At 72.5% G+C, this 25,717-nt stretch carries 26 protein-coding genes; 16 read left to right on the forward strand and 10 right to left on the reverse strand.

The genetic code is table 11. The annotated features are described in order from the left end of the window. Positions 1-215: 215 nt before the first annotated feature. Complete coding sequence (locus ME121_RS28485) at positions 216-710, forward strand: PRC-barrel domain-containing protein (RefSeq protein WP_012318004.1); 495 nt, start codon at positions 216-218, stop codon at positions 708-710. A 51-nt stretch (positions 711-761) separates the two neighbouring features. Here ME121_RS28485 and parE read toward each other — a convergent pair whose 3' ends face one another. Beyond that, positions 762-2,822 (reverse strand): DNA topoisomerase IV subunit B, encoded by a 2,061-nt coding sequence (parE, locus tag ME121_RS28490; protein ID WP_059410009.1) that lies wholly within the window; start codon positions 2,820-2,822, stop codon positions 762-764. A gap of 371 nt (positions 2,823-3,193) precedes the next feature. Between parE and ME121_RS28495 the strand changes: the two genes are divergently transcribed. After that, positions 3,194-3,382 (forward strand): hypothetical protein, encoded by a 189-nt coding sequence (locus ME121_RS28495; protein ID WP_012318006.1) that lies wholly within the window; start codon positions 3,194-3,196, stop codon positions 3,380-3,382. Between the two features lie 173 nt (positions 3,383-3,555). Here ME121_RS28495 and topA read toward each other — a convergent pair whose 3' ends face one another. Then, positions 3,556-6,240: a type I DNA topoisomerase gene (gene topA / locus ME121_RS28500; protein WP_024830849.1), complete on the reverse strand. Its 2,685-nt coding sequence runs from the start codon at positions 6,238-6,240 to the stop codon at positions 3,556-3,558. Positions 6,241-6,447: 207 nt separating this feature from the next. On the opposite strand from topA, the gene ME121_RS28505 reads away from it, so the two are divergent. Together ME121_RS28505 and ME121_RS28510 are read left to right on the forward strand one after the other, a co-directional pair. Then, positions 6,448-6,720 carry a BrnT family toxin gene (locus tag ME121_RS28505; protein ID WP_059410015.1) on the forward strand — a complete coding sequence of 91 codons (273 nt, stop codon included), beginning with the start codon at positions 6,448-6,450 and terminating at the stop codon, positions 6,718-6,720. A 28-nt stretch (positions 6,721-6,748) separates the two neighbouring features. Then, positions 6,749-7,009 (forward strand): BrnA antitoxin family protein, encoded by a 261-nt coding sequence (locus tag ME121_RS28510; RefSeq protein WP_024830847.1) that lies wholly within the window; start codon positions 6,749-6,751, stop codon positions 7,007-7,009. A gap of 4 nt (positions 7,010-7,013) precedes the next feature. Here the strand turns inward: ME121_RS28510 and ME121_RS28515 are convergent, their stop codons facing one another. Next, positions 7,014-7,973 (reverse strand): molybdopterin-dependent oxidoreductase, encoded by a 960-nt coding sequence (locus ME121_RS28515; protein ID WP_059410010.1) that lies wholly within the window; start codon positions 7,971-7,973, stop codon positions 7,014-7,016. Next, positions 7,970-8,833, reverse strand: coding sequence for a cytochrome b/b6 domain-containing protein (locus ME121_RS28520; RefSeq protein WP_012318011.1), 864 nt, complete (start codon positions 8,831-8,833; stop codon positions 7,970-7,972). Before ME121_RS28520 ends, ME121_RS28515 begins: the two co-directional genes overlap by 4 nt. Positions 8,834-9,212: 379 nt before the next feature. Between ME121_RS28520 and ME121_RS28525 the strand changes: the two genes are divergently transcribed. The 3 genes from ME121_RS28525 to coaA all read left to right on the forward strand — a co-directional run bounded on the left by ME121_RS28525 (position 9,213) and on the right by coaA (position 11,612). Next, positions 9,213-10,160, forward strand: a complete 948-nt coding sequence (locus tag ME121_RS28525) for an aspartate carbamoyltransferase catalytic subunit (RefSeq protein ID WP_041372515.1) — start codon at positions 9,213-9,215, stop codon at positions 10,158-10,160. A 142-nt stretch (positions 10,161-10,302) separates the two neighbouring features. Beyond that, positions 10,303-10,626 carry a phosphoribosyl-ATP diphosphatase gene (locus ME121_RS28530; protein WP_024830843.1) on the forward strand — a complete coding sequence of 108 codons (324 nt, stop codon included), beginning with the start codon at positions 10,303-10,305 and terminating at the stop codon, positions 10,624-10,626. After that, positions 10,623-11,612 carry a type I pantothenate kinase gene (gene coaA / locus ME121_RS28535; RefSeq protein WP_012318014.1) on the forward strand — a complete coding sequence of 330 codons (990 nt, stop codon included), beginning with the start codon at positions 10,623-10,625 and terminating at the stop codon, positions 11,610-11,612. Before ME121_RS28530 ends, coaA begins: the two co-directional genes overlap by 4 nt. 85 nt (positions 11,613-11,697) lie before the next feature. On the opposite strand, the gene thpR is transcribed toward coaA, so the two are convergent. Together thpR and ME121_RS28545 are read right to left on the reverse strand one after the other, a co-directional pair. Beyond that, positions 11,698-12,237 (reverse strand): RNA 2',3'-cyclic phosphodiesterase, encoded by a 540-nt coding sequence (gene thpR, locus ME121_RS28540; RefSeq protein ID WP_059410011.1) that lies wholly within the window; start codon positions 12,235-12,237, stop codon positions 11,698-11,700. After that, the gene (locus ME121_RS28545; RefSeq protein WP_408902587.1) at positions 12,237-12,848 is read right to left on the reverse strand and encodes an arylesterase; all 612 of its coding nucleotides are present in this window, start codon (positions 12,846-12,848) and stop codon (positions 12,237-12,239) included. The genes thpR and ME121_RS28545 overlap by 1 nt, the downstream gene beginning before the upstream one ends. Positions 12,849-13,025: 177 nt before the next feature. Here ME121_RS28545 and ME121_RS28550 point away from each other — a divergent pair, with 177 nt between their 5' ends. Both ME121_RS28550 and ME121_RS28555 read left to right on the forward strand, forming a co-directional pair. After that, entirely contained in the window at positions 13,026-13,727 is a 702-nt protein-coding gene (locus ME121_RS28550; RefSeq protein WP_245337818.1) for an ABC transporter ATP-binding protein, read from the forward strand. After that, the gene (locus tag ME121_RS28555) at positions 13,727-16,303 is read left to right on the forward strand and encodes an ABC transporter permease (protein WP_059410013.1); all 2,577 of its coding nucleotides are present in this window, start codon (positions 13,727-13,729) and stop codon (positions 16,301-16,303) included. The genes ME121_RS28550 and ME121_RS28555 overlap by 1 nt, the downstream gene beginning before the upstream one ends. 366 nt (positions 16,304-16,669) lie before the next feature. Here the strand turns inward: ME121_RS28555 and ME121_RS28560 are convergent, their stop codons facing one another. Beyond that, positions 16,670-16,984 carry a hypothetical protein gene (locus ME121_RS28560; protein WP_012318019.1) on the reverse strand — a complete coding sequence of 105 codons (315 nt, stop codon included), beginning with the start codon at positions 16,982-16,984 and terminating at the stop codon, positions 16,670-16,672. Positions 16,985-17,144: 160 nt separating this feature from the next. On the opposite strand from ME121_RS28560, the gene ME121_RS28565 reads away from it, so the two are divergent. The 3 genes from ME121_RS28565 to ME121_RS28575 all read left to right on the forward strand — a co-directional run bounded on the left by ME121_RS28565 (position 17,145) and on the right by ME121_RS28575 (position 19,936). Continuing rightward, positions 17,145-17,732: a PAS domain-containing protein gene (locus ME121_RS28565; RefSeq protein WP_024830837.1), complete on the forward strand. Its 588-nt coding sequence runs from the start codon at positions 17,145-17,147 to the stop codon at positions 17,730-17,732. Positions 17,733-18,176: 444 nt separating this feature from the next. Further along, positions 18,177-18,947, forward strand: a complete 771-nt coding sequence (locus ME121_RS28570) for a Bax inhibitor-1/YccA family protein (protein ID WP_012318021.1) — start codon at positions 18,177-18,179, stop codon at positions 18,945-18,947. A 95-nt stretch (positions 18,948-19,042) separates the two neighbouring features. Continuing rightward, positions 19,043-19,936, forward strand: coding sequence for a dihydrodipicolinate synthase family protein (locus tag ME121_RS28575; RefSeq protein ID WP_059410014.1), 894 nt, complete (start codon positions 19,043-19,045; stop codon positions 19,934-19,936). Positions 19,937-20,026: 90 nt separating this feature from the next. Here the strand turns inward: ME121_RS28575 and ME121_RS28580 are convergent, their stop codons facing one another. Then, positions 20,027-20,401, reverse strand: a complete 375-nt coding sequence (locus tag ME121_RS28580; RefSeq protein WP_012318023.1) for a DUF2794 domain-containing protein — start codon at positions 20,399-20,401, stop codon at positions 20,027-20,029. Between the two features lie 357 nt (positions 20,402-20,758). Between ME121_RS28580 and bluB the strand changes: the two genes are divergently transcribed. Both bluB and ME121_RS28590 read left to right on the forward strand, forming a co-directional pair. Further along, positions 20,759-21,397 carry a 5,6-dimethylbenzimidazole synthase gene (bluB, locus tag ME121_RS28585; protein WP_012318024.1) on the forward strand — a complete coding sequence of 213 codons (639 nt, stop codon included), beginning with the start codon at positions 20,759-20,761 and terminating at the stop codon, positions 21,395-21,397. Between the two features lie 203 nt (positions 21,398-21,600). Next, positions 21,601-22,110, forward strand: a complete 510-nt coding sequence (locus ME121_RS28590; RefSeq protein ID WP_012318025.1) for a L,D-transpeptidase — start codon at positions 21,601-21,603, stop codon at positions 22,108-22,110. 12 nt (positions 22,111-22,122) lie between these two features. Here the strand turns inward: ME121_RS28590 and ME121_RS28595 are convergent, their stop codons facing one another. Further along, the gene (locus ME121_RS28595; protein WP_012318026.1) at positions 22,123-22,431 is read right to left on the reverse strand and encodes a cupin domain-containing protein; all 309 of its coding nucleotides are present in this window, start codon (positions 22,429-22,431) and stop codon (positions 22,123-22,125) included. Positions 22,432-22,670: 239 nt separating this feature from the next. Between ME121_RS28595 and ME121_RS28600 the strand changes: the two genes are divergently transcribed. Further along, the gene (locus ME121_RS28600) at positions 22,671-23,681 is read left to right on the forward strand and encodes a 2-keto-3-deoxygluconate permease (RefSeq protein WP_024830833.1); all 1,011 of its coding nucleotides are present in this window, start codon (positions 22,671-22,673) and stop codon (positions 23,679-23,681) included. A gap of 19 nt (positions 23,682-23,700) precedes the next feature. Here the strand turns inward: ME121_RS28600 and ME121_RS28605 are convergent, their stop codons facing one another. Beyond that, positions 23,701-23,994, reverse strand: coding sequence for a DUF1674 domain-containing protein (locus ME121_RS28605; protein WP_024830832.1), 294 nt, complete (start codon positions 23,992-23,994; stop codon positions 23,701-23,703). Between the two features lie 56 nt (positions 23,995-24,050). On the opposite strand from ME121_RS28605, the gene ME121_RS28610 reads away from it, so the two are divergent. Next, the gene (locus ME121_RS28610; protein ID WP_089231366.1) at positions 24,051-25,430 is read left to right on the forward strand and encodes an RsmB/NOP family class I SAM-dependent RNA methyltransferase; all 1,380 of its coding nucleotides are present in this window, start codon (positions 24,051-24,053) and stop codon (positions 25,428-25,430) included. Positions 25,431-25,717: the final 287 nt, after the last annotated feature.

Genomic DNA, 25,717 nt, shown 5'->3' on the forward strand with positions numbered 1-25,717 from the left:
CGAATGCCGGAGCCGGCCCTGCCGGCTCCGCGCAGGGGAAGGGCCCGGCCGCAAGGCCGGGCCCTTCTCGCGTTTCGGGGCCGCCGGTTCGGCCGGTCCGGGTGCGACAGGGAAGGCCGGAACCGGGCGCGCCGCCCGCGATTGAGACCGCGGCGCCCCACGGGGACCCGGACGGGGCCTTCCACGCAGGGATCGGGCGCGCGGAGCGATCAGCCATGCGAAGCCGAATCCTTCTCCTGTCGCTCGCCGCCCTCGGCCTGGCCGGCGCGCCGGCCTCCGCGCAGGACGCCAGTGTGATCGGCAAGGACACGATCCTGCCGGGCACGGGGCCGGGCACCTCGACGGACGGCAAGGGGGTGGGGCGGCTGATGGAGGCGGCGAACGCCGAGGACGCCGCCAAGCGCCAGGGACTCAAGCCCGTCAGCTTCCTGACCACGAAGATGATCGGCGTGACGGTGCGCAACGCCGCCGGCGACAGCGTCGGCAAGATCGACGATCTGCTGATCACCGACGGCGGGACGCTCAGGGCGGTGGTGATCGACGTCGGCGGCTTCCTGGGCCTCGGCAGCAAGCTCATCGCGGTCGAGCCGGGAGCCCTGGTTCTGCGGCCCGGCGGCGACCGGTTCTCGGCGGTCCTCAACATGGGCAAGGACGCGGTGGCGGCGGCCCAGCCCTTCGACCCGGCCAAGGCGATCGCGGCCCCGCGCTAGGCCGCGACCGGAGGCCGTCGCCCGACGCGGCGGGGCCGCGTCGGGACTGCGTCAGATGTCGAGGTCGGCGCCCTCCGCGAAGGCCGCGCGCTCGCTGATGAAGGCGAAGCGCGCCTCGGGCTTGTTGCCCATCAGGCGCTCGACCGTGTCGCCGGTCGATTCCCGGGCCTCGTCCAGGACCGCGACGCGCAGGAGCGTGCGCTTCTTCGGGTCCATGGTGGTCTCCTTGAGCTGGGCCGGCATCATCTCGCCGAGGCCCTTGAACCGCCCGATCTCGACCTTGCCGCCCTTGAACACCGTCTTGACGATCCGCTCGCGATCCGCGTCGTCCCGGGCATAGGCCACCTTCGAGCCCTGCTGCAGCCGGTAGAGCGGCGGGATCGCGAGGTAGAGGTGGCCGCGGTCGATCAGCCTCGGCATCTGGCGGTAGAAGAAGGTGATCAGCAGCGAGGCGATGTGGGCGCCGTCCACGTCGGCGTCCGTCATGATGATCACCTTCTCGTAGCGCAGATCCGTCTCGCGGAAGGCCGTGCCGGTGCCGCAGCCGAGCGCCAGGGTCAGATCCGAGATCAGCTGGTTGGCGCCGAGCTTGTCGCGCGAGGCCGAGGCGACGTTCAGGATCTTGCCGCGCAGCGGCAGGATCGCCTGGGTCGCCCGGTCCCGGGCCTGCTTGGCGGAGCCGCCGGCCGAGTCGCCCTCGACGATGAAGATCTCCGAGCCCGCGGTGCCGGCCGCCGAGCAGTCGGCGAGCTTGCCGGGCAGGCGCAGCTTGCGGGTCGCGCTCTTGCGGGCGACCTCCTTCTCCTGGCGGCGGCGCAGGCGCTCCTCGGCCCGGTCGATCACCCAGTCGAGGAGCTTGTTGGCCTGGGCCGGAGAGGCGGCGAGCCAGTGGTCGAAGGCGTCGCGCACCGCCGTCTCGACGATGCGCTGGGCCTCCACGGTGGCGAGCTTGTCCTTGGTCTGCCCCTGGAACTCGGGCTCGCGGATGAACACCGAGAGCATCGACGCGCAGGTCGCCATGACGTCGTCGGTGGTCACCGCCGTCATGCGCTTGGCCTGGTTCACCCGCTCGGCGTGCTCGCGCAGGCCGCGCAGCAGCGCGACGCGGAGGCCCGCCTCGTGGGTGCCGCCCTCGGGGGTCGGGATGGTGTTGCAGTAGGAGTGCGAGAACCCGTCCTCGGCCACCATCCAGGCCACCGCCCATTCGAGCGACCCGTGCGAGCCCGGCTTGGTGATCTTGCCGGAGAACATCGCCTCGGTGACGAGCTCCTTTCCGTCGATGTCCCGGGCCAGATAGTCGCGCAGCCCGTCGGGGAAGCGGTGGACCGCCTCGGCCGGCACGTCCGCCAGCCCCTCGAGGAGGGCGGGAGCGCAGCGCCAGCGGATCTCGACGCCGCCGAACAGGTAGGCCTTCGAGCGCGCCATCTTGAACAGGCGGCGCGGGTCGAACTTCAGCGAGCCGAAGATCTGGGCGTCCGGGTGGAAACGGACCCGGGTGCCGCGCCGGTTCTGCACCCGGCCGACCAGCTCCAACGCGCCCTGCGCGTGACCGCGCGAGAAGGTCTGGCGGTAGAGGGTCTGGTTGCGCGCGACCTCGACCTCCAGCAGGTCGGAGAGCGCGTTCACCACCGAGATGCCGACGCCGTGCAGGCCGCCCGAGGTCTCGTAGACCTTCGAGTCGAACTTACCGCCGGCGTGCAGCGTGGTCATGATGACCTCGAGCGCCGACTTGCCGGGGAACTTCGGGTGCGGGTCGACCGGGATGCCGCGGCCGTTGTCGGTGACCACGAGGGCGCCGGATTCCTCCAGTTCCACCTCGATGAAGCTGGCATGGCCGGCGACCGCCTCGTCCATCGAGTTGTCGATCACCTCTGCGAAGAGGTGGTGCAGCGCCCGCTCGTCGGTGCCGCCGATATACATGCCGGGCCGGCGCCGGACGGGCTCCAGCCCCTCCAGCACCTCGATGTCGGAGGCGGTGTAGCCGCCCTCGGGCTCGGCGGCCGCGAGCGTCGCCACGGAGGCCGAGGCGTCCAGGCGCCGCCGCGGCTCGGGCGGACGGGCCGCCGCGCCCTTGCCGCCCGGCCCGAACAGGTCCCGCGCCGGGTCGCTCACGCGCGGCCTCCGCGCGCGCGGCGCGTCGGCCGGCTCGGAATCGCGCGGACGGGTCTTGGGACGGGTCTCGGGTCGTGGAGCATGCGCCTTCATCCCCGCATGATAGCGGAACAAAACGGAAACATCAAAGCCGTTCGCCCTGCGGCGAAGCGGTCGCATCATCGCATGCTGCGCCGCCGCGAGCGAGGGCCGCGGCCGCAACGGGACACGGTTGTGCGCGCCGGGCCGTCATCACGACGTTGCACAACAATGGGTTAAGGCTTTCTCGTGACCCGCAGGCCCGGCTTCCATAGGCGACGACCGGAACAGAACGGGACGATCGACGTTAGTGGCGGAGATAAATCTTGACCGTGGTCAGGGAGCCGCAGTCCATGAGCGACGCCGCGATCGAGGCCCGCCGCCTCACGCTGATCCGATTCGAGCACGCGGCCGGCGCCGCCTTCGGCTGCGACGACGACGCGGCCGGCGTGCCGCCCGGCCGGGCCCTGATGAACTCCACCACCCTCGCGCTGGCGACCTTCGCGACCGCGCTGGCGGCGACCATCACCTACCTGGTCTGATCCCGATCGCCGACCGCGGCGCACGCTGAGCGGGCGGCGAGCCCCCACCGACGTCCGCGCGCGCAGCGAAGCAACCGGTCGGCGCCACGCTCGGCGGCCCCGGGCTGTCCCGGATCGCCTCGCTCCGCTCGCGCGGACGGGGCGGCCGCTCCCGGCCCCCGCCCGCGAGCCCCTCAGCCCGAGCTCGATTTCTTGGTCGCCGCCTTCTTGGCCGCCGGCTTCTTCGTGGCGGTCTTCTTCGCCGCCGGCTTGTCGCCGCTCGCGGCGCGCGCCGAACTCTTCCGGGCCGCCCCCCGCTTCGCCGGCTTGCCGCCGCCCGCGGCGCGCTTGGCGTTCACCAGGGCGATCGCCTCGTCCAGCGTCAGCGCCTCGGCGCTCATCGTCTTCGGCAGCGTGGCGTTGACCTCGCCGTCGGTGACGTAGGGTCCGTACTTGCCGGCCTTGACCACGAGGTCTCGGCCGCTGGCCTCGTCCTTGCCGAGCGGCCGGCCCGGATCGGCGGCCGGGCGGCCGCGGCCGCCGCCCTGCTCCTTGGCGACGATCAGGTCGATGGCGCGGTTGGCCCCGATCTCCAGCACGTCGTCGTCCTTGCCGAGATTGGCGTAGGTCTTCCCGTGCTGCACGTAGGGCCCGAACCGGCCGAGATTGGCCAGGATCGGCTCGCCGGTCTCGGGGTGGCGCGCCACCTCGCGGGGCAGCGCGAGCAGGGCCAGCGCCTTGTTCAGATCCACGTCCGAGGGGCTCAGCCCCTTCGGCAGCGACGAGCGCTTCGGCTTCTCCGCGCCCTTCTCGGTGGAGGCCTCGCCGAGCTGGAGGAACGGCCCGAAGCGGCCGTCGCGGAGCGTCACCGGCAGGCCGGTCGCGGGATCGTCGCCCAGCACGCGCACGCCCGGCTGGCCGCCCTCGGCCGAGGAGCCGTCCCCGTCGCCGTCGATGCCCGTGGCCGAGAGCTGGCGGGTGTACTTGCACTCCGGGTAGTTCGAGCAGCCGATGAAGGCGCCGAACTTGCCGAGCTTCAGCGACAGCTGGCCCGAGCCGCAGGTCGGGCAGGTGCGCGGGTTCGAGCCGTCGCCCTTGTCGGGGAAGATGTGCGGCCCGAGAAGGCCGTTCAGCGCCTCCAGCACGTCGGCGACGCGCAGCTCCTTGGTCTCGCCGATCGCCGCGGAGAAGTCGCGCCAGAAGTCGCGCAGCACCGCCCGCCAGTCGATCTCGGCGTTGGAGACCCGGTCGAGCTGCTCCTCGAGGCCGGCGGTGAAGTCGTACTCGACGTAGCGCCGGAAGAAGCTCTCCAGGAAGCCCGTGACGAGCCGCCCCTTGTCCTCCGGCTGCAGCCGCTTCTTCTCGATCTTGACGTACTCGCGGTCCCGCAAGGTCTGGAGCACCGCGGCGTAGGTCGAGGGCCGGCCGATGCCGAGCTCCTCCATGCGCTTCACGAGGCTCGCCTCGGAGTAGCGCGGCGGCGGCTCGGTGAAGTGCTGGGTCGCGCTGATGCGCTCGCGGGTGAGGGGGTCGCCGGCCTTCATGGGCGGCAGGCGGCGGCTCTCCTCGTCCTCCTCGTCGTCCTTGCCCTCCTGGTAGAGGGTCAGGAAGCCGTCGAACTTCACCACCTGGCCGGTGGCGCGCAGGTCGATGGTCCGCGGCCCGACCTTGGCGGTGACGTCGACGGTGGTCCGCTCCAGCTCGGCCGATTCCATCTGGCTCGCCATGGTGCGGGTCCAGATCAGCTCGTAGAGCCGGGCCTGCTCGGGCTCCAGGTGGCGCGCCACCGTCTTGGGCAGGCGGCCCATGTCGGTGGGACGCACCGCCTCGTGGGCCTCCTGGGCGTTCTTGGCCTTGACGCTGTACTTGCGCGGCACGTCCGGCACGTAGCGGTCGCCGAACTCCTTGCCGATGACCCGGCGGGCGTCCTGGATCGCCTCCGGCGCCATGTCGACGCCGTCGGTCCGCATGTAGGTGATGATGCCGACCGTCTCGCCGCCGATGTCGACGCCCTCGTAGAGGCGCTGGGCGACCCGCATGGTCTGGGCCGGCGCCATGCCGAGCTTGCGCGAGGCCTCCTGCTGAAGGGTCGAGGTGGTGAAGGGCGGCTGCGGGTGGCGCTTGGCGGGCTTGGCCTCGACGCTCGCCACCTGGAAGGTCGCGAGCTCGAGGTCGCGCCTGAAGGCGGCCGCCTCGTCGCCCGTGCCGACGTCGAGGCGCTGGATGCGCTTGCCGTCGGCGCCCACGAGCCGGGCCTCGAAGGTCGCGCCGTCGGCGGTCGTCAGGGTCGCGATGAGCGTCCAGTACTCGCGCGGCTTGAACCGCTCGATCTCCATCTCGCGCTCGACGACGAGGCGGAGCGCAACGGACTGCACGCGCCCCGCCGAGCGGGCGCCCGGGAGCTTGCGCCACAGGACCGGCGAGAGGTTGAAGCCGACGAGGTAGTCGAGCGCGCGGCGCGCCAGGTAGGCGTCGACCAGCGCCTGGTCGATCTCGCGCGGCTTGCGCATCGCCTGCTCGACCGACGCCTTGGTGATGGCGTTGAAGGTCACGCGCTCGACCGGGATGCCCTTGAGCGCCTTGCGGGCGGTGAGCGCCTCCAGCACGTGCCAGGAGATCGCCTCGCCCTCGCGATCCGGGTCGGTGGCGAGGATCAGCTTGTCGGCGCCCTTGACCGCCTTGGCGATCTCGGAGACCCGGCTCGCCCCGCGGTCGGCCAGTTCCCAGACCATGCGGAAATCCTGCTCGGGATCCACCGAGCCGTCCTTGGGCGGCAGGTCGCGGATGTGCCCGAAGGAGGCGATGACTTCATAGTCGCGGCCGAGATACTTATTGATCGTCTTGGCTTTGGCCGGCGACTCGACGACGACGACTTTCATTCAGACCTCTGCCCCTGACGGGGCCTGGGCGCGACGGACGAATTCTGTTCGAGATTCGCGTGGGACGTATGCCCGCCGTCGGGCCGGGGCCGCGCGCCGGGGACAAGTGGGTCACGGGCGGCGGGATGTCAAATGGCGGGGGTGACGCAAGCCTCGCCCGAGGGAGCCGGCGTAAGCCGCGCACAGGGCTTATATGAGTCGTGTGCGATGGCGATCACATACGATCCCCCGAAGCGCGGTCGAACCCTGGCGGAACGGGGACTCGATTCCGAGGACGCGGCCGTCGTGTTCGCTGGCCCCGTGTTTACGTTCGAGGATATCCGCCAGGATTACGGCGAGTGCCGTGTCGTCACCGTAGGCTTCCTGGCCGGCCGCATGACGATCATAATCTGGACTCCGCGCGGGCAGGACCGTCACGTTTTCTCGATGAGGAAGGCCAATGTCAGAGAGCAGAAGCGCTACGCACCGCTCATCCGCTGACGCCGCGATCAAGAGCGACCTGGCCAAGGTGGACGCGCACACGATCACGCCGGAGGAGTACGACGAGATTCCCGAGCTGACGGACGCGATGCTCGCGCGCGCCGATTTCTATGTCGGCGATCGCTTCGTGCCGCGTGGGCCGACCGGCAGGTCGGACGAGATGGTCGCGATCCACCTCCTGCCGGAGATCGTCGCGCATTTCCGTGCCCAGGGCCCGGGTTGGCAGGCTCGCATCAACGCCGCGCTGATGGAGGCGATCGAGCGCGAGCGCGCGGCGAAGTCTCGCTGAGCGCTCAGATCCCCGCGTACCATTCGTAGCCGCGATCCTCCCAGTAGCCGCCGCTGCCCTGGCCGATCCCGGCGAGCGATTCCACCATCTCGACCCGCATCACGTACTTGGCCTGCTTGTAGCCGAGCTGGCGCTCGACCCGCAGGCGGAGCGGCGCGCCGTTCGAGACCGGCAGCGGCTTGCCGTTGAGGTCGTAGGCCAGGATCGTCTGCGGGTTGACGGCGTCGTAGAGGTCGATGCTCTCGTAGTAGCGGATCGGGATCCCGGCCGGCTCGGGCTCCGGGGCCGGGCTGCCCTGGCCCCAATCGTCCTTGGGGGCGTCGGTGGCGGTGGCCGGGCCGCCCCAGTCGTCGGCGGCGGCGAGCTGAATATAGGCCGCGCGCACCGCGCCCGGATGGGTCGGGCGCCAGAGGGACGCTCCCTGATCGCGCCCCTTGCCGCCGCCCTTGGGACCGGCCTCGAACTCCAGCGTGTCGGCGCAGTGGAACACCGCGAAGCGCGCCTGCGGCTTCAGCCCGGCCTTCTTCAGCACCTCGGCGAGCGGCACGCCGCTCCACTGCCCGATGCAGCTCCAGCCCTCCACGCAATCGTGACGGGTGATCTGGGTGCGCGCGGGCAGGGCGCGCAGGTCCGCGAGGCTCAGCGACAGCGGGGTCTGGACCAGCCCGTCCACCGTCAGCCTGAAGTCCGAGAACTTCTGCGCCGCCAGCACCCGGTAGGCGCGGTCCGGCGGGTCGATGGTGCCGTTCGGCTTGAACCAGGGCGAGATCATCGAGGCCGGAAATTCCCGGGCCAGGGTCGCGGGCGACATCAGCAGGCGCTGGACGTACTGGTTCGCGTCCTCGCCGACCTGGAGGGTGCGCCGCCCCGTCTCGCTCCCGGCGAACCGGTCGCAGCCGCCGAGGAGGGCGGTGCCCATCAGGCCCGCGCCCGCGGTGAGGAGCTTGCGGCGGTGGAGGATCATCGGGCGGGCTCCTTCTCGGGACGGCCGAGGCTGAACCAGCCGGTGATCATGCCGCGCATGTTGTTGACGAGCCCGGACACGATCACGAGCAGCACGTGGACCACCACGAACAGCACGATCAGCCCGGCGGCGATGAAGTGGACGCTGCGCGCCGATTGCCGGCCGCCGAACAGCTCGGTGAGCCAGGGCCACGCGGCGTCCATCCCGGGCGACATGGCGAGGCCGGCGAGCACCATCGCGGGCAGCAGGCCGAGCACGAGGACGAGGTAGGTCAGCTTCTGGATGACGTTGTAGCGCTTGGCCTCGGTGCCCTCGGGGAAGCGCAGGAGCAGGTGCTCCTTCACCGAGCCGCCGAAGTCGCGGATCTGGTCGCCGTCCGGGATCAGGCGCCGGCGGAGCTGGCCGCTGAACAGGCCGTAGAGGAGGTAGACCGCGCCGTTGATCACGAGGAGCCACGCGAACAGGAAGTGCCAGCGCCGTCCCGTGGCGAGGTCCTGGTTGGCCGGCAGCGTCGCCCAGGACGGGAAGGCGCGCTCCACCTCGGTGCCGTACTCCTTCGACAGGCCGAGCACGCCGGTGGTGTCGAGGGTGTGGGAACCGACCGTCACGACGCCGCGGGCCGTGCCGTCGCGGCCCTGCTCGCTGGTGATGGCGAGCGCCGGAGTGTCGAAGGTCGAGGTCGCGCCCCAGTAGAGCGCCGGATGCGCGTTGAAGATCTGCAGGCCGCTCATCAGCAGCACCAGCAGGACGGCGGCGTTGATCCAGTGGGCCAGCCGGATAACCAGCGGGTGGCGGTAGAACCAGCGGCGCCCCTGCCGGTCGACGGTCTCGGGGGCTTCGAGGGCAGGGGAGGCGGCCAAGCTTCACGGTCCCGGACAAGCATCGCGAGGCCGGGAATCGTCTGGAACCCGACCGTTCGGGCGAATACGTGGCGCAGGGGCGTCCGGTTACCATCCGCCGGAAAAAAGGCCGCAGCCGCCCCTTAAGCCTCCCCTCGGGACACGGCTGCGCCCGTGGGGGCGCGCGGTCGATGGCGGAGCGCGAGCGTTCCTTCCCCCTGCGGGAGAGGGACCCGCGCTTCCGCCCGCCGCCGGTCGAGCCTGCCGGGGCCTCACAACCCTGTCACCCGCCTGTCACTCGCAGCCCTTCCGGGACGGAGCCCACGCCGCGGATAGAACCGAGATGTCCGCGACACAGCCTTGCCCGCCGGGCGCGCCGCACCTACACCCGGGCCTCATCATGACGACGCCTCCGCCCCCGGCCTTCCCGCACCGGCACCTCCTCGGCATCGAGGGCCTGACCCGGCCCGATATCGAGGTGCTGCTCGACGCCGCCGAATCCGCCGTCGACATCTCGCGGCAGGTGGAGAAGAAGCGCACGACCCTGCGGGGCCGCACGCAGATCAACCTGTTCTTCGAGCCCTCGACCCGGACGCAATCGTCCTTCGAGCTCGCCGGGAAGCGGCTCGGCGCCGACGTCATGAACATGTCGGTGGCCTCGTCCTCGGTGAAGAAGGGCGAGACCCTGATCGACACCGCCGCGACGCTCAACGCCATGCGGCCCGACATCATCGTGGTCCGCCACGAATCGGCCGGCGCCGTGCACCTGCTCGCCCGCAAGGTCGACTGCGCGGTGGTCAATGCCGGCGACGGCGCCCACGAGCACCCGACCCAGGCGCTCCTCGACGCGCTCACCATCCGCCGCAACAAGGGCCGGATCGAGGGGCTGCAGGTGGCGATCTGCGGCGACGTCCTGCACTCGCGGGTGGCGCGCTCCAACATCATCCTGCTGCAGGCGATGGGCGCGCGGGTCCGCCTGATCGCGCCCTCGACGCTGCTGCCCGCCGGCATCGAGCGCTTCGGCGTCGAGACCTTCACCGACATGCGCAGGGGCCTCGTCGGCTGCGACATCGTGATGATGCTGCGCCTCCAGCGGGAGCGCATGAACGGCTCGTTCGTGCCCTCGGTGAAGGAGTATTTCCGGTACTTCGGCCTCGACGGCGAGAAGCTGGCGCTCGCCAAGCCCGACGCCCTGGTGATGCATCCGGGCCCGATGAACCGCGGCGTCGAGATCTCCTCCGAGATCGCCGACGGCGCGCAGTCGCTGATCCGCGAGCAGGTCGAGATGGGCGTGGCCGTCCGCATGGCCGTGCTGGAGGCGCTGGCGCGGCACCTGCCGAACGGGTGAGGCCGCGACAACGGGTGAACCCCGGACAAAGCCGGGCGGCCTTCACCCGCCCCGCTTGCCCGCGGGGCGGCCGTAGCGCAGTTTCCTGCCGAAATCCGGCCCTGATCCGTATAAGGGGCCGTCGTAACATGCAGATCGCTTCATGACCGCCTACACGCTCGCCGACCTCGCCGCCCTCGTGGCGAGCCGCGCCGGGACCGATCCGGCCACCTCCTACACGGCCAAGCTCCTGTCCGAGGGACCCGCCAAGGCGGCCAAGAAGCTCGGCGAGGAGGCGGTGGAGGCGGCGATCGCGGCCGTGCAGGGCGACAAGACCGGGCTGCGGAACGAGGCCGCCGACGTGCTCTACCACCTCGTCGTGCTGCTCCGGGCCGGCGGCGTCGAGCTCGACGCCGTCATGGCCGAGCTGGAGCGCCGCACAGCCCAGAGCGGCATCGCCGAGAAGGCCGCGAGGCGCCCCGCGTGAACGCGGCCGCGCTGCCGGGCTCGGTCGAGGCGATCCTCGAAGCGTCGGACCGGCTCTCGCCGTATCGCCGCTTCAGCCGCGAGGAATGGGCGCAGCTCCGCGCCGACACGCCGCTGACCCTCAAGCAGGAGGATCTCGAGCGGCTGCAATCGATCAACGACCCGATCTCGCTGGAGGAGGTGGAGGCGATCTACCTGCCGCTGTCCCGCCTGCTCGCCCTCTACGTCGCGGCGACGCAGGGGCTGTTCAAGGCGACGCAGCGCTTCCTGCTGGCCGAGCGCGAGACCAAGGCGCCCTACATCATCGGGCTCGCCGGCTCGGTGGCGGTGGGCAAGTCGACGACCGCCCGCATCCTGACCGCCCTGCTGGCGCGCTGGCCCAACACCCCGAAGGTCGACCTCGTCACCACCGACGGGTTCCTGCTGCCCAACGCCGAACTCGCCGCCAACGGGCTGATGGAGCGGAAGGGTTTCCCGGAGAGCTACGACACCGCCGCGCTGCTGCGCTTCCTCCACGACGTGAAGGCCGGCCACAAGCGCGTGACCGCGCCGCTCTACTCGCACCTCGTCTACGACCGGGTGCCCGGGGAGGAGCGGGTGGTGGAGAGCCCCGACATCCTGATCGTCGAGGGCCTGAACGTGCTCCAGCCGGCGCGGCTGCCCCGGGACGGGACCGCGATCCCGTTCGTGTCCGACTTCTTCGACTTCTCGATCTATCTCGACGGCCACGAGGACGACCTGCACCGCTGGTACGTCACGCGCTTCATGAAGCTGCGCCAGACGGCGTTCCGCGATCCGCGCTCCTACTTCCGGAAATACGCCGGGATCCCCGAGACCGAGGCGCTCGACATCGCCGACCGGCTCTGGACGACCATCAACCTGCCGAACCTGCGCGAGAACATCGTCCCGACGCGCCAGCGGGCGAGCCTGATCCTCACCAAGGGCGCGAGCCACCGGATCGAGAGCGTGGCTTTGCGGCGGCTGTAGGCCGGTTCGGGGCTCCAGACCGCACCCTCCTTCGAGGCCTCCGCTCCGGCACCTCAGGATGAGGGCGCGGGTGGGAGCAGCCCGCTCACGCGAACGGAAATTCCGCCTCCGCCACATACGGCCCGCCCCCGGTCGAGTCCCGCGCCGAGAACAGCTTCACCCGGTCCGACGTGTAAGTCAGCGGCGCGAAGACCGGCGCCTGCGACAGGTACATCGCGGTCGCCTCCGGCGTGGCGTCGCGCCGCAGCCGGGCCAGGGTCACGTGCGGGGTGAATTTCCGCCGTTCCGGCTCGACCCCGGCGCGGCGCACGAGCCGCTCCTGCTCGGCCTGCAGATCCATCAGCCCCGCCTCCGGCACCACCGACGCGTAGAGCGCGCGGGGCCTGTCGCCGCCGAAGATGCCGAGTCCGTCGAGCGTCACCGTCAGGGCCGGGCGCGCCCGCATCTCCGACAGGGCCTCGACGACGTCGTCGGCCACGGTCGCCTCCACGTCGCCGAGGAAGCGCAGGGTGACGTGGAAATCGCCCGGCTCGATCCAGCGGGCGCCGGGCAAGCCGCCCTGGTAGACCTTGAGCGCCTCGGCGATCTCCGCCGGCACGGCGAGCCCGGTGAACAGGCGCGGCATCAGCGCACCGGCTGCTGGCGGATTCGGTCCAGGAACGCCTCGACCGTGGGCGCCATGCGGGCCGCGATGGTCTCCACGCCCTGCCGGTTCGGGTGGATCATGTCGTCGAGGTGCTGCGCCCGGTCGCCGATGATGCCGTCGAGGAAGAACGGGTAGAGGGTCAGGCCGTAGCGCTCGGCGAGCGCCGGGTAGATCGCGTCGAACCGCGCCTTGTAGTCGGGCCCGAGATTGGGCGCGGCCTGCATGCCGGCGAGCAGGACCGGGATGCCCCGCGCCTTCAGCCGCTCGATGATCGCCGCCAGCGCGCCCTCGGTGACCTTCGGGTCGGTGCCGCGCAGCATGTCGTTGGCGCCGAGCTCGAGGATCACGCCGGCGGTCCCGTCCGGGACCGACCAGTCGACCCGGTCGAGGCCGCCCGTGGCGGTGTCGCCGGACACGCCGGCGTTGGCCACCGTCACGTCCTGGCCCCTGGCCTTGAGCAGGCGCTCCAGCACGGTGGGGAAAGCGGCGTCGGCGGGGAGGCGGTAGCCGGCGGTCAGGCTGTCGCCGAGGGCGACGAGCTTGATCGGGCCGCCCGGGGCAGCCCGCGAAACTGTCATGAAAGGGACCATCAGGAGCGCTAGCGCTGCGGCATACAGGGCCGTGCGCCGGAACACACCGCGCCCGTCATGGCGTGGCCCCAATGCGGGACCCATATCGCGGTGCACCCGCGGCCGGTACAGCCAGGATCGACCCCACGTGAGGACCTCGCGCGCCATGCTCGTCATCGCCCACAGATCGGCTCACCGGTGAGCCAAGGCAAGGTGCTGCGCGAGCCCGCGATCGCGCTGTCGAACATCGACCTCAGCCTCGGCCGAGGCGCCGCCCGCGTCCACGTCCTGCGCGGCATCTCGCTGACCGTCGACCGGGGCGAGGCGGTCGGCCTCGTCGGCCCGTCCGGCTCCGGCAAGTCGACGCTGCTGATGGTCATGGCCGGGCTGGAGCGGCCGGATTCCGGCGGCGTCGTCATCGAGGACACCGACCTCGTCCGGCTCGACGAGGACGCCCTCGCCCGGTTCCGCGGCCGGCGGATCGGCATCGTGTTCCAGGCCTTCCACCTCGTGCCGACCATGACGGCGCTGGAGAACGTGGCGCTACCGCTGGAACTCGCCGACCGGCCCGGCGCCCTGGAGCGCGCCCGCGCCGAGCTGGAGGCGGTCGGCCTCGGCCACCGGCTGCACCATTACCCGGCGCAGCTCTCGGGCGGCGAGCAGCAGCGCGTCGCCATCGCCCGGGCAGTCGCCCCGGACCCGGCGATCCTGGTGGCCGACGAGCCCACCGGCAACCTCGACGAGGCCACCGGCCGCCAGATCGTCGACCTGCTGTTCCGGCTGAAGCGGGACCGCGGCGCGACGCTGGTGCTGGTCACCCACGACAACGGCCTCGCCCGCCTGTGCGACCGCACCGTGCGCCTGCGCTCGGGACGGATCGAGGAGGCGGTGGCGGCCTGATGCACGGCACGATCGCCCGCCCCGACCCCGCGCCCCGCCGGATCCCGCTGACCCTGCGCCTCGCGCTGCGCGAGTTGCGGGCCGGGCTCAACGGCTTCGCGGTGTTCCTCGCCTGCATCGCGCTGGGCGTCATGGCCATCGCGGGGGTGGCCTCGATCTCGCGCTCGCTCTCGGACGGGCTCGGCCGGGAGGGCCGGCGCATCCTCGGCGGCGACCTCGCCTTCAACCTCATCAACCGCGAGGCGACCGACGCGGAGAAGCAGGCCCTCGCGCGGGAGGGCCGCCTCGACGTGGTCGCCTCCCTGCGGGCCATGGCGGTGGCGCCGGGCGGCGACGCGGCCCTGGTCGAGCTGAAGGCCGTCGACCCCGCCACCTACCCGGCCGCGGGCGACCTCGCGACCGACCCGCCGGGCCGCCTCGCCGACCTGCTGGCGGAGCGCGACGGGGTGCCGGGGGCGCTCGCCGACCCGGCGCTGCTCACCCGCCTCGACGTCAAGGTCGGCGACCGGATCGGGCTCGCCGGGCACGCCGTGGCGATCCGCGGCACCATCGTGTCCGAGCCCGACAAGATCGCCGGCGGCATCGGCTTCGGGCCGCGGCTGATGGTCTCCGAACCGACGCTCCGCGCCACCGGCCTCGTCCAGCCCGGCAGCCTCAACCGCTGGAGCTACCGCCTCATCCTCCCGCCCGGCACGCCGGACGCCGATCTCGACGCCGCGCAGGCCCGGATCCGCGCCGCGACCCCGGAGGCCGGCTGGGAGATCCGCTCGCGGATCAACGCCGACCCGCGCTTCGCCAAGAGCATCGAGCGCTTCACGCAGTTCCTGACCCTGGTGGGGCTGACCGCGCTGATCGTCGGCGGCGTCGGGGTCGGCAACGCCGTCCACGCCTTCGTGGAGCGCAAACGGCCCTCGATCGCGACCCTCAAGAGCGTCGGCGCGCCGGGCTCGCAGGTGGTCGCCCTCTACCTGACGCAGGTGATGCTCATCGCCGGCCTCGGCACCCTGATCGGCCTCGTCATCGGCGCGAGCCTGCCCTTCCTGCTCGACGCCCTGTTCGCCGCCGACCTGCCGCTGCCGCTGAACCCGACGCTCGCCCCGGGCGAGCTCGCGCTCGCCGCCGCCTACGGGCTGATCACCGCCTTCGCCTTCGCGATCACGCCGCTCGGCCGCGCCCACGACGTGCCGGTCTCCGGCCTGTTCCGCGACACGGTCGACCCGGCGCGCGTCAGCCCGCGCTGGCGCTACCGGATCTGGCTCGCCGCCAGCCTCGCGGCCCTGGTCGGCCTGTCGGTGGCGACCGCCTTCGACCGGCGCGTGGCGCTGATCTTCATCGCGGCCGCGGCCATCGCGTTCGGGCTGCTCCATCTGGTGGCGCTCGGGCTGATGGCGCTCGCCCGCCGCATGCCGCACCCGCGCTGGCCGGCGCCCCGGATGGCGCTCGCCAACCTCCACCGGCCCGGCGCGCTGACGCCGGCCATCGTCCTGTCGCTCGGCCTCGGCGTGACGCTCCTCGTGACGCTCAGCCTGATCGACGCCAACGTCCGCCGCACGATCAGCGCGACCCTGCCGGCGCGGGCGCCCAATCTCTTCTTCCTGGATATCCCCTCGCGGGACGCCGCCCAGTTCCGGGAGTTCCTGGCCCGCGCGGCCCCCAGCGGGAAGATCGAGGACGTGCCGATGATGCGCGGCCGGATCGTCGCCCTGAACGGCGTGCCGGCGAGCAAGATCCGGCCCCCGGAGGACGCCGCCTGGGTGCTCGACGGCGACCGGGGCATCACCTACGCCGACACGGTGCCGGACGGCTCCAGCCTCACCGAGGGTGCGTGGTGGAGCGCCGAGCAGGGCGCGAAGCCTCTGGTCTCCTTCGAGGCCGACCTCGCCCGCCAGCTCGGGCTGAAGCTCGGCGACACCGTGACGGTCAACGTGCTCGGCCGCGACCTCACCGCGACGATCTTCAACCTGCGCCGGGTGGAGTGGCGCAACCTCGGCATCAACTTCGTGATGGTGTTCTCGCCGGGCACCTTCCGCGGCGCGCCGCACTCGGACCTCGCCACGCTGACGCTGCCCGGCGGCACCGACGCGGCCGCCGAGAACCGCGTCCTGCGCGACGTCGCGAAGACCTTCCCGTCGGTGAGCGCCGTCCGGGTGAAGGACGCGCTGGACGCGATCGGGGACCTCGTCGGCCGGCTGGTCCTGGCGATCCGCGGGGCGAGCGCGGTGGCGGTCCTGGCGAGCCTGTTCGTGCTGGCGGGCGCCATCGCGGCCGGGCACCGGGCGCGGCTCTACGACGCCGTCGTGCTGAAGGTGCTGGGCGCGAGCCGGGCGCGGCTGCTCACCGCCTACGCCCTCGAATACGCCGCGCTGGGGCTCGCCACGGCCCTGTTCGGCCTGCTGGCCGGGTCGCTCGCCGGCTGGGTGATCGTCGCCAAGGTCATGCACCTCGACTTCCGCCTCGACCTCTCGGGCGCGCTGGTCGCGGCCGTGGCCGCCGTGGCGCTGGCGATCCTCCTCGGGCTCGCCGGCACGTGGCGGATCCTGGGGCAGAAGCCCGCGCCGTATCTCCGGCAGATCTGACGCGCGCCGGCGCGCGCGGGCCCGGCCTCGGTGCCGGACCCGAGGATCACCGCCGCGCGTCCGGAGCGCCGGCGCCGCGCGGAGCGCCGGCACGACGCGACAGGCCTCGCCGTCCAGCCGCGGGCCGGTCTTGCGGGCGCCGCAGCCGCTCCGTATCCGGCGAAGGCCGCGATCGGGGCCTCGATCGGGGCCGCGGAGCGCGATGGAGCGCGATGAACCGCGCCTCGTCCGTGTGCGCGGGACGCGGGCCCTCGATCGTCGCGGCGGACAGCGCCCGGTCGACGGCGGCCCGGTCGACGGCGGTCCGGCCGGGAGTCGGTGCCCTCGGTCCGCAGGGGAGGGGCGTCCCGCCGTCGGGCGCGGCGCTCACGGATCGTCGCGCTCGGCGGTCCGCGCGCAGTCCTCCGCCGATTCGGGGCCGACCAGGGCGAGGACCGCCTCGCCGAAACGCCTGCGCGCGCCCGGGTCGAGGCGGCGCAGGTGGGCCCCGACCAGCGTCAGCAGCCGCTCCGTCTCCCGCTCGACCGTCAGCCGGTCCGCAGGTCCGCGGCGCTCGGACTCGTAGAACGCCTCGACCGGCAAATCGAGGGACTGCGCAATCCTGTTCAGCGCGCGCGCGGCCGAGGATTCCGTCTTCCTGTCGGCAATCGTGCGGAGAAATTCGAGCCCGTTCTCATCCATGGCGGTCCCTCGAATCACTCGCGACGGAGGATAATTTCCCAACCGTGACAAGGGGTGCCCCGCTGAAGGAATATTCGCAAGTGAACTCTTTGTCATTCTGCAGCAAGATCGGTACGGAGCTGGACATTCGAGCTTCGGCCGGTCAGGGGGGGCGCCCAGAATGCGCATCAACGTCATCGACGGCACCGCGGAGAACGCCGACCGTCTCCGCGCGGCCCTCGACGCCTCGTGCGTCGTCGGAGCCTGGGAGTGGGACCACGTCCGCGGCGTGGTCGTCTACGACGCGGGCGCGGCCCGGCTGCTGACCGGCAATCCCGGCCTCGCCGACCGTCCGATCAACGGACCGATGGCCCTGGCCGCGGTGCACCCCGAGGACATGACGTGGCTGATGGACCACATGCTCCGGGCCGTCTGGTCCAGCGGTCTGGTCCTGGCCGAGTACCGCGTGTTCACGGCGGACGGCTCCGTGCGCTGGCTCCTGAGCCGCGGGCGGACCCACCGGAACGGGGATGGCCAGCCGCAGCGCTCGCACGGCATCCTGATGGACATCACGGAGATCCGCGACGGCGGCGACCGCTACGTGGTCGGCAAGCCCGTGGCGGGCGGAGACCCGCTGGAGCGGGCGGCCGCCCTCGCCGTCGCGCTCAAGGAGACGCTCACCGACGACATGCCCGCCGAGGTGCGGGCCGCCGCAGACCTGATGCTGCTGGGTCTGGGCCGCACCCTCGCCCGCCGGATGACGCACTGAGCCGCCCCTCCGGACAAGCCAGCCTCCGCCAGACTCCGCCAGATTCCGCGCGCCGGAGACCGGTTCTCGGCGGCCGCGGGTCGCCCGCGCAGGCTCGAACCCGCCGCGCCGCGGCGGTCCGCACCGGAGAAATCGGCACGCGCGCGGGCGCACGTGGCATAAGGAAGCCGTTAAGACTTCGCGCAGGGGCGTCGAAACGCCTGGATGGCGGCAACCGTCAGTCGAACAACCCGGCGACGGAGCGGAATGCATTTTAATCCCGGCCCGGATGGACAAAAATACATCAACCGGACACGGAAAAGCGGTCCCGGAACCGTGGCCGGGGACTTGTGTCGCGGCGGCGGGCGCAACATATTCCACAGCGAGGCGCCAGCCTGGCGCCAGAGGTCCTGCGTGGGCCTCGCCCGAACACCACGCTGAGAGAGCCTCCGCAAGGAAACTCCCATGGCATTCGAGAACAGCCCCTTCCGGTACGGCGCCCAGCAGCCGACCGGCTACGCCGGCACCCAGGTCGAGGTCGACCAGGGCCTGCGCACCTTCATGCTCGGCGTCTACAACAACATGGTCGTCGGGCTTGGCATCTCGGGTCTCGTCGCGCTCGGCCTGAACATGGCCTCCGTGGCGGCCTACCAGGGCACCCGCCCGATCCTGACCCCGTTCGGTCAGACCCTCTACCTCAGCCCGCTGAAGTGGGTCCTGATGCTCGCCCCGCTGGCGTTCATCTTCGTCTTCTCCATGCGAATGGACCGGATGTCGGCCTCCTCCGCGCGGACGATGTTCTGGGCCTTCGCGGCGGTGATGGGCGCCTCTCTGTCCTCGCTTCTCCTGGTGTTCACCGGGGGCAGCGTGGTGCAGGTGTTCTTCATCACGGCGGCGGCCTTCGGCTCGCTCAGCCTCTGGGGCTACACCACCCGGCGCAGCCTCTCCGGCATGGGCTCGTTCCTGATGATGGGCCTGATCGGCATCATCCTCGCGTCGCTGGTGAACATCTTCTTCGCCTCGTCGGCCCTCCAGTTCGCCATCTCGGTGCTGGGCGTGCTGATCTTCGCGGGGCTGACCGCTTACGACACCCAGAAGCTCAAGGAGATGTATCTCTACGGCGGCTTCGACGGCGAGATGGCGGCCAAGATGTCGGTGAACGGCGCGCTGACGCTCTATCTCGACTTCATCAACATGTTCCAGTTCCTGCTGAGCCTGATCGGCGACCGCCGCTGAGCCAGCCCGAACGGCGAGACGAGGAGACCCCGGCGGGCGACCGCCGGGGTCTCTTTTTGCCTGGCCCCCGCGCGCGGACGCGCTAGGCTCGGGCCATGCCCGCGATCTCCGGACTCTCCGCCTTCCCGATCACCCCGAGCGACGCCGACGGCCGCGTCGACGCCGGCGCGCTGCGCCGGCTGCTGGAGCCCCTGGCGGCCGCCGGGGTCGACTCGATCGGCCTGCTCGGCAGCACCGGGACCTACGCGTATCTGAGCCGGGAGGAGCGGCGCCGGGCGGTGACGATCGCCGCCGAGACCGTGGGCGGACGGGTGCCGCTCCTCGTCGGCATCGGCGCCCTGCGCACCGACGAGGCCGTCCGCCTCGCGCAGGACGCGCGGGCGGCCGGCGCGGATGCCGGGCTCCTCGCCCCCGTCTCCTACACGCCGCTCACCGAGGCCGAGGTCGAGGCGCATTTCGCCGCCGTGGCGGAGGCGGGCGGCCTGCCCCTCGTCCTCTACGACAACCCCGCGACCACGCATTTCCGCTTCACGCCGGCGCTGATCGGCCGGATCGCCCTACGCCCCGGGATCGTGGCCGCCAAGTGCGCGGCGCCGGAGCCGGCGCAGGCCGCGTCCGGCGTCGCGGCCCTGCGGCAGGCCGTCCCGGCGGGGTTCCCCGTCGGCTTCAGCGGCGACTGGAACGTGACCGAGGCGCTGATCGCCGGCGGCGCGGCGTGGTTCAGCGTGGCGGGCGGGCTGTTCCCCCGGACCTGCCTGGCGATCGTCCGGGCCGTCGCGGCGGGCGAGGCGGAGCGGGCCCGCGCCCTCGACGCGGAGCTGGCCCCCCTCTGGACGCTGTTCCGAACGCATTCGAGCCTGCGGGTGGTCTACGCCCTGGCCGATCTCATGGGCCTGTGCCGCGCCGAGCCGCCGCGGCCGATCCGGCCCCTCGCGCCGGAGGCGGTGGCCGAGATCGCCGCGACGGTCCGGAGCCTGTCCCTGGCCTGAGCGGCCGCGTCGCGCCGGACGTTCCGGGCCCGCGCAGCGGCGCCCGGTAGACGGCGCCGCGCGTCACCCGGAGCCTGCCTGCGCGCGCGGTCAGACCGCCGTCGGCGCCGGCTCCAGCACGGCGAGCACCCGGGCGAGTTCGGTGCCGCGCTTCAGGATCTGGCCGCTCGCGGCGACGACCGCGTAGGCCCCCTGGCGACGGGCGAGCCGGGGATCCTTCTCGATCCGGTACAGCGGCATCTCGGAGGAGCGGCGGTAGATCGAGAACACCGCCTTGTCCCGGCGGAAATCGAGGGCGTAGTCGCGCCACTCGCCCGCGGCGACCTGCCGGCCGTAGAGATTGAAGATCGTGCGGAGCTCGTCCCGGTTGAAGGCGATCTGCGGAGGGGCCGCGCGGGCGGGGAAGGGAATGACATGGCCCGCCGCTTCGTCGGGCCTCGACCCGGCGCTCGTCCTCTCGGTCATCACGGCTCCCGTGCATCGATGCTTTGCCGGATGATGGGCCTCGCCGCCGCGGCCCGCAAGGGTCGCGGCCGGGGCCGCGGCAGGCGTGTCCCGCGAGACACACCCAAGCGACAAAAAACACGGTTTGGCCCGATTCACGCCTTTTGCAGGCCGCGTTGCAGCGCGACAACAGGCGTCGAACCTCGCCGGGTTCTGCCCGGTCGGCGACCGACACCCAGCTCCCCAGCCATCGGTCGCCGCTCGGGATCCCAGGATTCGGCACTCCGAGGTTTCGAGACCCAAGACTTCAGGCCGCCCCTCGGGCGGCCTTTTTTCTGTTTCCCGTCGGGCCGGGGTTGCGGCTATGCCAGCCGCACCATGGGCCCGCCCGCCTTCGACGCCGCCTTCCTGCACGACCTCGACGCGCTGTTCGCGTGGCGCCGCGACGTGCGCCGCTTCCGGACGGATCCGGTCGACGAGGAGGCCCTGCGCGCCTGCCTCGCGGCGGCCCACCACGCCCCCTCGGTCGGCAACAGCCGGCCCTGGCGCTTCGTGCGCGTCGCGGATCCGGGACGGCGCCGGGCGGTCGCGGAGAACTTCGCCGGCTGCAACGCCGCCGCGGCCGCCGGCTACGCGGCGGACCGGGCCGCGCAGTACCGCGGGCTGAAGCTCGCCGGCCTGCGGGAGGCGCCGGTCCACCTGGCCGCCTTCTGCGACGCGGCCACCGAGACCGGCCTCGGCCTCGGCCGGGCCAGCATGCCCGAGACCCTGGCCTACTCGGTGGTGGGGGCGGTGCAGTGCTTCTGGCTCGCCGCCCGGGCCCGCGGCCTCGGCGTCGGCTGGGTCTCGATCCTGGAGCCGGAGGCGGTCACGGGGATCCTGGCCGTGCCGGAGACGTGGCGGCTCGTGGCCTATCTCTGCGTCGGGTACCCGGTGGAGGAGCATCTCGACCCGGAGCTGGAGCGCCACGGCTGGCAGCCGGAGGACCGGCGCGGCAGCGAGCTCCACGAGCGCTGAGACGCGCTCGGGCGCGCTCCGGGACCCGCAGGGCGGCCCGGCCGCCCGGCAACCGCCCGTACACCCTGGATCGTGGTTGCTCTTTTACCGTGCCCCGCGGATCCGCAGTATGACGCCGCATCAACCATAGCTTTTCTCGGAACGGTAAGCTCGGCCGGGGATTACTTGCCCGCGTCAAGTCTAGCTTTGCGAGGATCGCGGTGATGTCGGGTCGGGTGGCGGCTCTATTCGGTTTGGCCGGCGCGATGCTGGCCGGTTGTTTCCAGGCTGCGCAGGCGCGCGAGATCGTCCCCTTCGCGAACGGCGTCGCGCCGGGCTCGGTGGTGATCAGCGTGTCGCAGCGCAAGCTCTACTTGGTGAACGGCGACGGCACGGCGATCCGCTATCCCGTGGCGGTGGGCCGTCCCGGCAAGCAGTGGTTCGGCATCAAGCCGATCGACGGCAAGTACGTCGCCCCCGCCTGGTCGCCCCCCGCGGAGGTGAAGCGCGACAACCCGCGCCTGCCGAACCTCATCGCGGGCGGCTCGCCGCACAATCCCATGGGGGCGGCGGCGATGACGCTCGCGGGCGGCGAGTACGCGATCCACGGCACCAACCGGCCGAGCTCGGTGGGCACCTACGCGTCCTACGGCTGCATCCGGATGTACAACCAGGACGTGGTCGACCTCTACGCGCGGGTCGATGTCGGCACGCAGGTCTACATGACCCACTGAGGCGGGCGGGGCTCACGCGGCCGGCGGGGCGGTCGCCTCGACGGCCGTGAAGGTCTCCAGGATCCGGTAGGTGTGCGCGGCGCCGGCCGGCACGCAGTAGGAGTCGCCCGGCGCGAGCGCCACGGTCTCGCCCTCCAGCACGAGCTCGGCCCGGCCGCTGACGACGTAGCCGACCGTCTCGTGCGCCGAGGTGGTCATCGGCTTGTCGGCGTTGGGCTCCTCGGCCCGCCACATGCGCATGCCGAGCCGCTCGCCGCGGGCGAGGGGGATCTCGCCGTGCGGTCCCGCGACCGCGCTTCGGGCCGATACTGTCGTCGCCATCTTGACCTCCCTCGGGTGAACCTGCCCAACGGGGCCCGGCGCCCGACGTTCCGCGCCCGACAGCGCGACACGTTCGGCAAGCCCCGCGCCGGGGCGCCGCTTGACGGCCCGCGCCGCGCCCCGACAGGATGACGCACCGGTCCGAGAGGCGCCCGACAGAGGCGCGGGCCGGCACGGCGCCCGCGAGCCCGCCCGGGTCCGGCGCGTCGGCGGACGACCCGGATCGGGAGGGACGCGCCATGCAGATCAAGGCGGCGATCGACAGGATTCCCGGCGGCCTGATGCTGGTGCCGCTCCTGCTCGGAGCCCTGTGCAAGACCTTCGCGCCGGGCGCCCCGGCCTATTTCAAGGGCTTCACGCAGGGGATCATGACCGGCGTGATCCCGATCCTGGCGGTCTGGTTCTTCTGCATGGGCGCCTCGGTCAGCCTCAAGGCGACCGGCACGGTGCTGCGCAAGTCCGGCACGCTGGTGGCGACCAAGCTCGTGGCCGCCTGGGCGATCGTGCTGGTGGCCGGGCTGTTCATCCCGCCCGAGGGGATCCGGACCGGCTTCTTCGCCGGCCTGTCGATCCTGGCGATCGTCTGCGCGATGGATATGACCAATGGCGGCCTCTACGCCTCGCTGATGCAGACCTACGGTAGCCGCGAGGAGGCCGGCGCCTTCATCCTGACCTCGATCGAGTCCGGCCCGCTGATGAGCATGATCATCCTGGGGGCCTCCGGGGCGGCGCATTTCGAGCCGCAGATCTTCGTGGGCGCGGTGCTGCCCTTCCTCGTCGGCTTCGCCCTCGGCAACCTCGACCCGAAGCTCCGCGCCCTGTTCGCCCCGGGCGGCCAGCTGATGATCCCGTTCTTCGCCTTCGCGCTCGGGAACACGGTCGACCTCAACAACCTGCTCTCGCCGCTCGCGGGGCTCGGCATCGTGCTGGCGCTGGCGGTGATCGTCCTGACCGGCATCCCGCTGATCCTGGCCGACCGAGCGATCGGGGGCGGGACCGGCACGGCGGGGCTGGCGGCCTCCTCGACGGCCGGGGCCGCCGCCGCCAACCCGCTGGCGATCGCCGCCGTCGCCCCGCAATTCGCCCCGTCGGCGCAGACCGCCACCGTGCTGGTGACGATCTGCATCATCGTCACCTCGATCCTCGTGCCGATCCTGACCGGGCTCTGGTACCGGCGGTTCGGGGCGGGCGTCGCGGAGGCCCGGGCCGAGGACGAGGCCGGCGCGCCGCTGGCGGTTCCGGCCGAGTAGGCACCCCGCGACAGGTCCCTCAGAAGTCGACCGCGAGGCCCTTCACCTCCCAGTCGTCGTAGCGGACCGGCTCCAGGCCGCCGCGCCCCTGGCGCTCGGGCTTGGCGCCGATCTCGGCGGCCCGGGCGTCGATCGCCGCGCGGCGCTCGGCGGCCTCGGCCAGGGCGCGCTGGGCCGCCGGGCTGAGGATACGGGGCGGCGCGGCGCCGTCTCCGGCCTCCTCGGTCGGGTCCTGTCGGTGCGGGTCCTGTCGGTGCGGGTCCTGTCGGTGCAGGTCTTGTCGGTGCAGGTCTCTTGCGGTCGGCTCTTGCATCGCGCTCGCTCGGGTGTGAGGGCGTGGGTCCGGAAGACGTCGGATCTGGAGCAGAAGTGGCATCGCGGGACACAGGCCGCAACACGCGGAACGCAGCGGCACCGGGCGGAACCGGTCCGGACATCGCGGGACTGGCCGCGCGCCGCGCGGCGATGCAGGCGGTCGCGTCCCTGATCGGCCAGGAGCGCCCCCCCGCCCTCGACGACGCCCTCGCCCAGGCGATCCGCGCCGAGGCGCTGGCGCCGGCCGATGCCGGGCTGGCGCGGGCCATCGCGGTGGCGACCTTCCGCCGCTACGGGCTGATCCGGGCAGCCCTGGCCGCGCGGCTCGAGCGCGGGCTCCCCGCGGCCAAGCCGCAGCTCACGGCCCTGCTCGCCACCGCGACCGCCCAGATCCTCGACCTCGCGGTCCCCGACCACGCCGCCGTCGACCTCGCCGTGCGGCTCGCCAAGGCGGATACCCGCACGGCCCATCTCGCCGGGCTCGTCAACGCCGTCCTGCGCCGGGTCGCCCGCGAGCGGGACGCGATCCTGGCCGCGGACGCCGACGCCCTGGCGGTCAACACCCCGGACTGGCTCGCCCGCCGATGGGTCGCGGCCTACGGGCCCGAGCGCGCGGCCGCGATCGCCCGCGCCCATCTCGCGGGGGCCGCCATCGACCTGACCCCGCGGGGCGACGCCGGCGACTGGGCCGCGCGGCTCGGCGCCGCGATCCTGCCGACCGGCTCCCTGCGCCTGCCGGAGAACGGCCCGGCCATCCCCGACCTGCCGGGCTTCCAGGAGGGGGCGTGGTGGGTCCAGGACGCCGCCGCGGCGCTGCCGGCCCGCCTCCTGGGGCCCCGGGAAGGCACCCGCGTCCTCGACCTCTGCGCGGCGCCCGGTGGCAAGACCCTGCAGCTCGCCGCCACCGGCGCCCGGGTCACCGCGGTCGACCGGTCCGCGCCGCGGCTGGAGCGCCTGCGCGAGAACGTCGCGCGGCTCGGCTTCGCCGTCGACGTCGTGGTCGCCGACGCCCTCGCCCTGGAGCCGCAGGACCACGACGCGGTGCTGCTCGACGCGCCGTGCTCGGCCACCGGGACGATCCGGCGCCATCCCGACGTCGCCTGGACGAAGGCGGAAGCCGATATCGGCCGGCTCGCCGCGCTCCAGGCCAGGCTCCTCGACCACGCGGCCGCGCTGGTGCGGCCGGGCGGCCTCCTCGTCTACTGCACCTGCTCGCTGGAGCCGGAGGAGGGCGAGGCGCAGGTGGCGGCCTTCCTGGCCCGCGAGCCCCGCTACGCGCGCGTCCCGGTCCGGCCCGACGAGGTCGGCGGCGCCGCGGCGCTGATCGACGACCACGGCGACCTGCGGACCCTGCCGTGCCACCTGCCGGAGATCCCCGGCGCCCGCGGCGGCCTCGACGGCTTCTTCGCGAGCCGCCTCCGGCGGGCGGACTGACCGGGCGCGCGCGCCGGGTTTCTCTGGGGGCGAACCGGCGGTCCGGCGCCTCTCCGTCGTCGCGCGCCCGCGAGCCCGGACGCCCTGACGGAGCATGATCCCGGCGCCGCGGCGCCGGGATCATGCTCCGTACCGCTCTCACAGGCGGGAGGAATCACCCGCGCCCGCCTCACGCGTCGCGACGTCCCATCACGCACCGAGCCTTGACAATCTTCCTATTTTGTGCTTCCTGACCGCACCTGTCCGCGGCGTTTCGGGAGCGATCCCGGGGCGTCCTTCGGGGGCCT

Origin of the sequence: Methylobacterium sp. ME121 (assembly GCF_000974725.1) — a bacterium.
GTDB lineage: Bacteria > Pseudomonadota > Alphaproteobacteria > Rhizobiales > Beijerinckiaceae > Methylobacterium > Methylobacterium radiotolerans.

What these genes read in the sequence shown, in the direction of transcription:
- ME121_RS28600 (WP_024830833.1), top strand. Translation starts at nt 22,671, where the DNA reads ATGCAGATCAAGGCGGCGATCGACAGGATTCCCGGCGGCCTGATGCTG.
- ME121_RS28580 (WP_012318023.1), bottom strand. Translation starts at nt 20,401, where the DNA reads ATGACCGAGAGGACGAGCGCCGGGTCGAGGCCCGACGAAGCGGCGGGC.
- bluB (WP_012318024.1), top strand. Translation starts at nt 20,759, where the DNA reads ATGGGCCCGCCCGCCTTCGACGCCGCCTTCCTGCACGACCTCGACGCG.
- ME121_RS28485 (WP_012318004.1), top strand. Translation starts at nt 216, where the DNA reads ATGCGAAGCCGAATCCTTCTCCTGTCGCTCGCCGCCCTCGGCCTGGCC.
- ME121_RS28545 (WP_408902587.1), bottom strand. Translation starts at nt 12,848, where the DNA reads ATGGTCCCTTTCATGACAGTTTCGCGGGCTGCCCCGGGCGGCCCGATC.
- ME121_RS28590 (WP_012318025.1), top strand. Translation starts at nt 21,601, where the DNA reads ATGTCGGGTCGGGTGGCGGCTCTATTCGGTTTGGCCGGCGCGATGCTG.
- ME121_RS28515 (WP_059410010.1), bottom strand. Translation starts at nt 7,973, where the DNA reads ATGATCCTCCACCGCCGCAAGCTCCTCACCGCGGGCGCGGGCCTGATG.
- topA (WP_024830849.1), bottom strand. Translation starts at nt 6,240, where the DNA reads ATGAAAGTCGTCGTCGTCGAGTCGCCGGCCAAAGCCAAGACGATCAAT.
- ME121_RS28495 (WP_012318006.1), top strand. Translation starts at nt 3,194, where the DNA reads ATGAGCGACGCCGCGATCGAGGCCCGCCGCCTCACGCTGATCCGATTC.
- ME121_RS28525 (WP_041372515.1), top strand. Translation starts at nt 9,213, where the DNA reads ATGACGACGCCTCCGCCCCCGGCCTTCCCGCACCGGCACCTCCTCGGC.
- ME121_RS28555 (WP_059410013.1), top strand. Translation starts at nt 13,727, where the DNA reads ATGCACGGCACGATCGCCCGCCCCGACCCCGCGCCCCGCCGGATCCCG.
- ME121_RS28605 (WP_024830832.1), bottom strand. Translation starts at nt 23,994, where the DNA reads ATGCAAGAGCCGACCGCAAGAGACCTGCACCGACAAGACCTGCACCGA.
- ME121_RS28530 (WP_024830843.1), top strand. Translation starts at nt 10,303, where the DNA reads ATGACCGCCTACACGCTCGCCGACCTCGCCGCCCTCGTGGCGAGCCGC.
- ME121_RS28575 (WP_059410014.1), top strand. Translation starts at nt 19,043, where the DNA reads ATGCCCGCGATCTCCGGACTCTCCGCCTTCCCGATCACCCCGAGCGAC.
- ME121_RS28560 (WP_012318019.1), bottom strand. Translation starts at nt 16,984, where the DNA reads ATGGATGAGAACGGGCTCGAATTTCTCCGCACGATTGCCGACAGGAAG.
- thpR (WP_059410011.1), bottom strand. Translation starts at nt 12,237, where the DNA reads ATGCCGCGCCTGTTCACCGGGCTCGCCGTGCCGGCGGAGATCGCCGAG.
- ME121_RS28565 (WP_024830837.1), top strand. Translation starts at nt 17,145, where the DNA reads ATGCGCATCAACGTCATCGACGGCACCGCGGAGAACGCCGACCGTCTC.
- ME121_RS28595 (WP_012318026.1), bottom strand. Translation starts at nt 22,431, where the DNA reads ATGGCGACGACAGTATCGGCCCGAAGCGCGGTCGCGGGACCGCACGGC.
- ME121_RS28570 (WP_012318021.1), top strand. Translation starts at nt 18,177, where the DNA reads ATGGCATTCGAGAACAGCCCCTTCCGGTACGGCGCCCAGCAGCCGACC.
- ME121_RS28505 (WP_059410015.1), top strand. Translation starts at nt 6,448, where the DNA reads ATGGCGATCACATACGATCCCCCGAAGCGCGGTCGAACCCTGGCGGAA.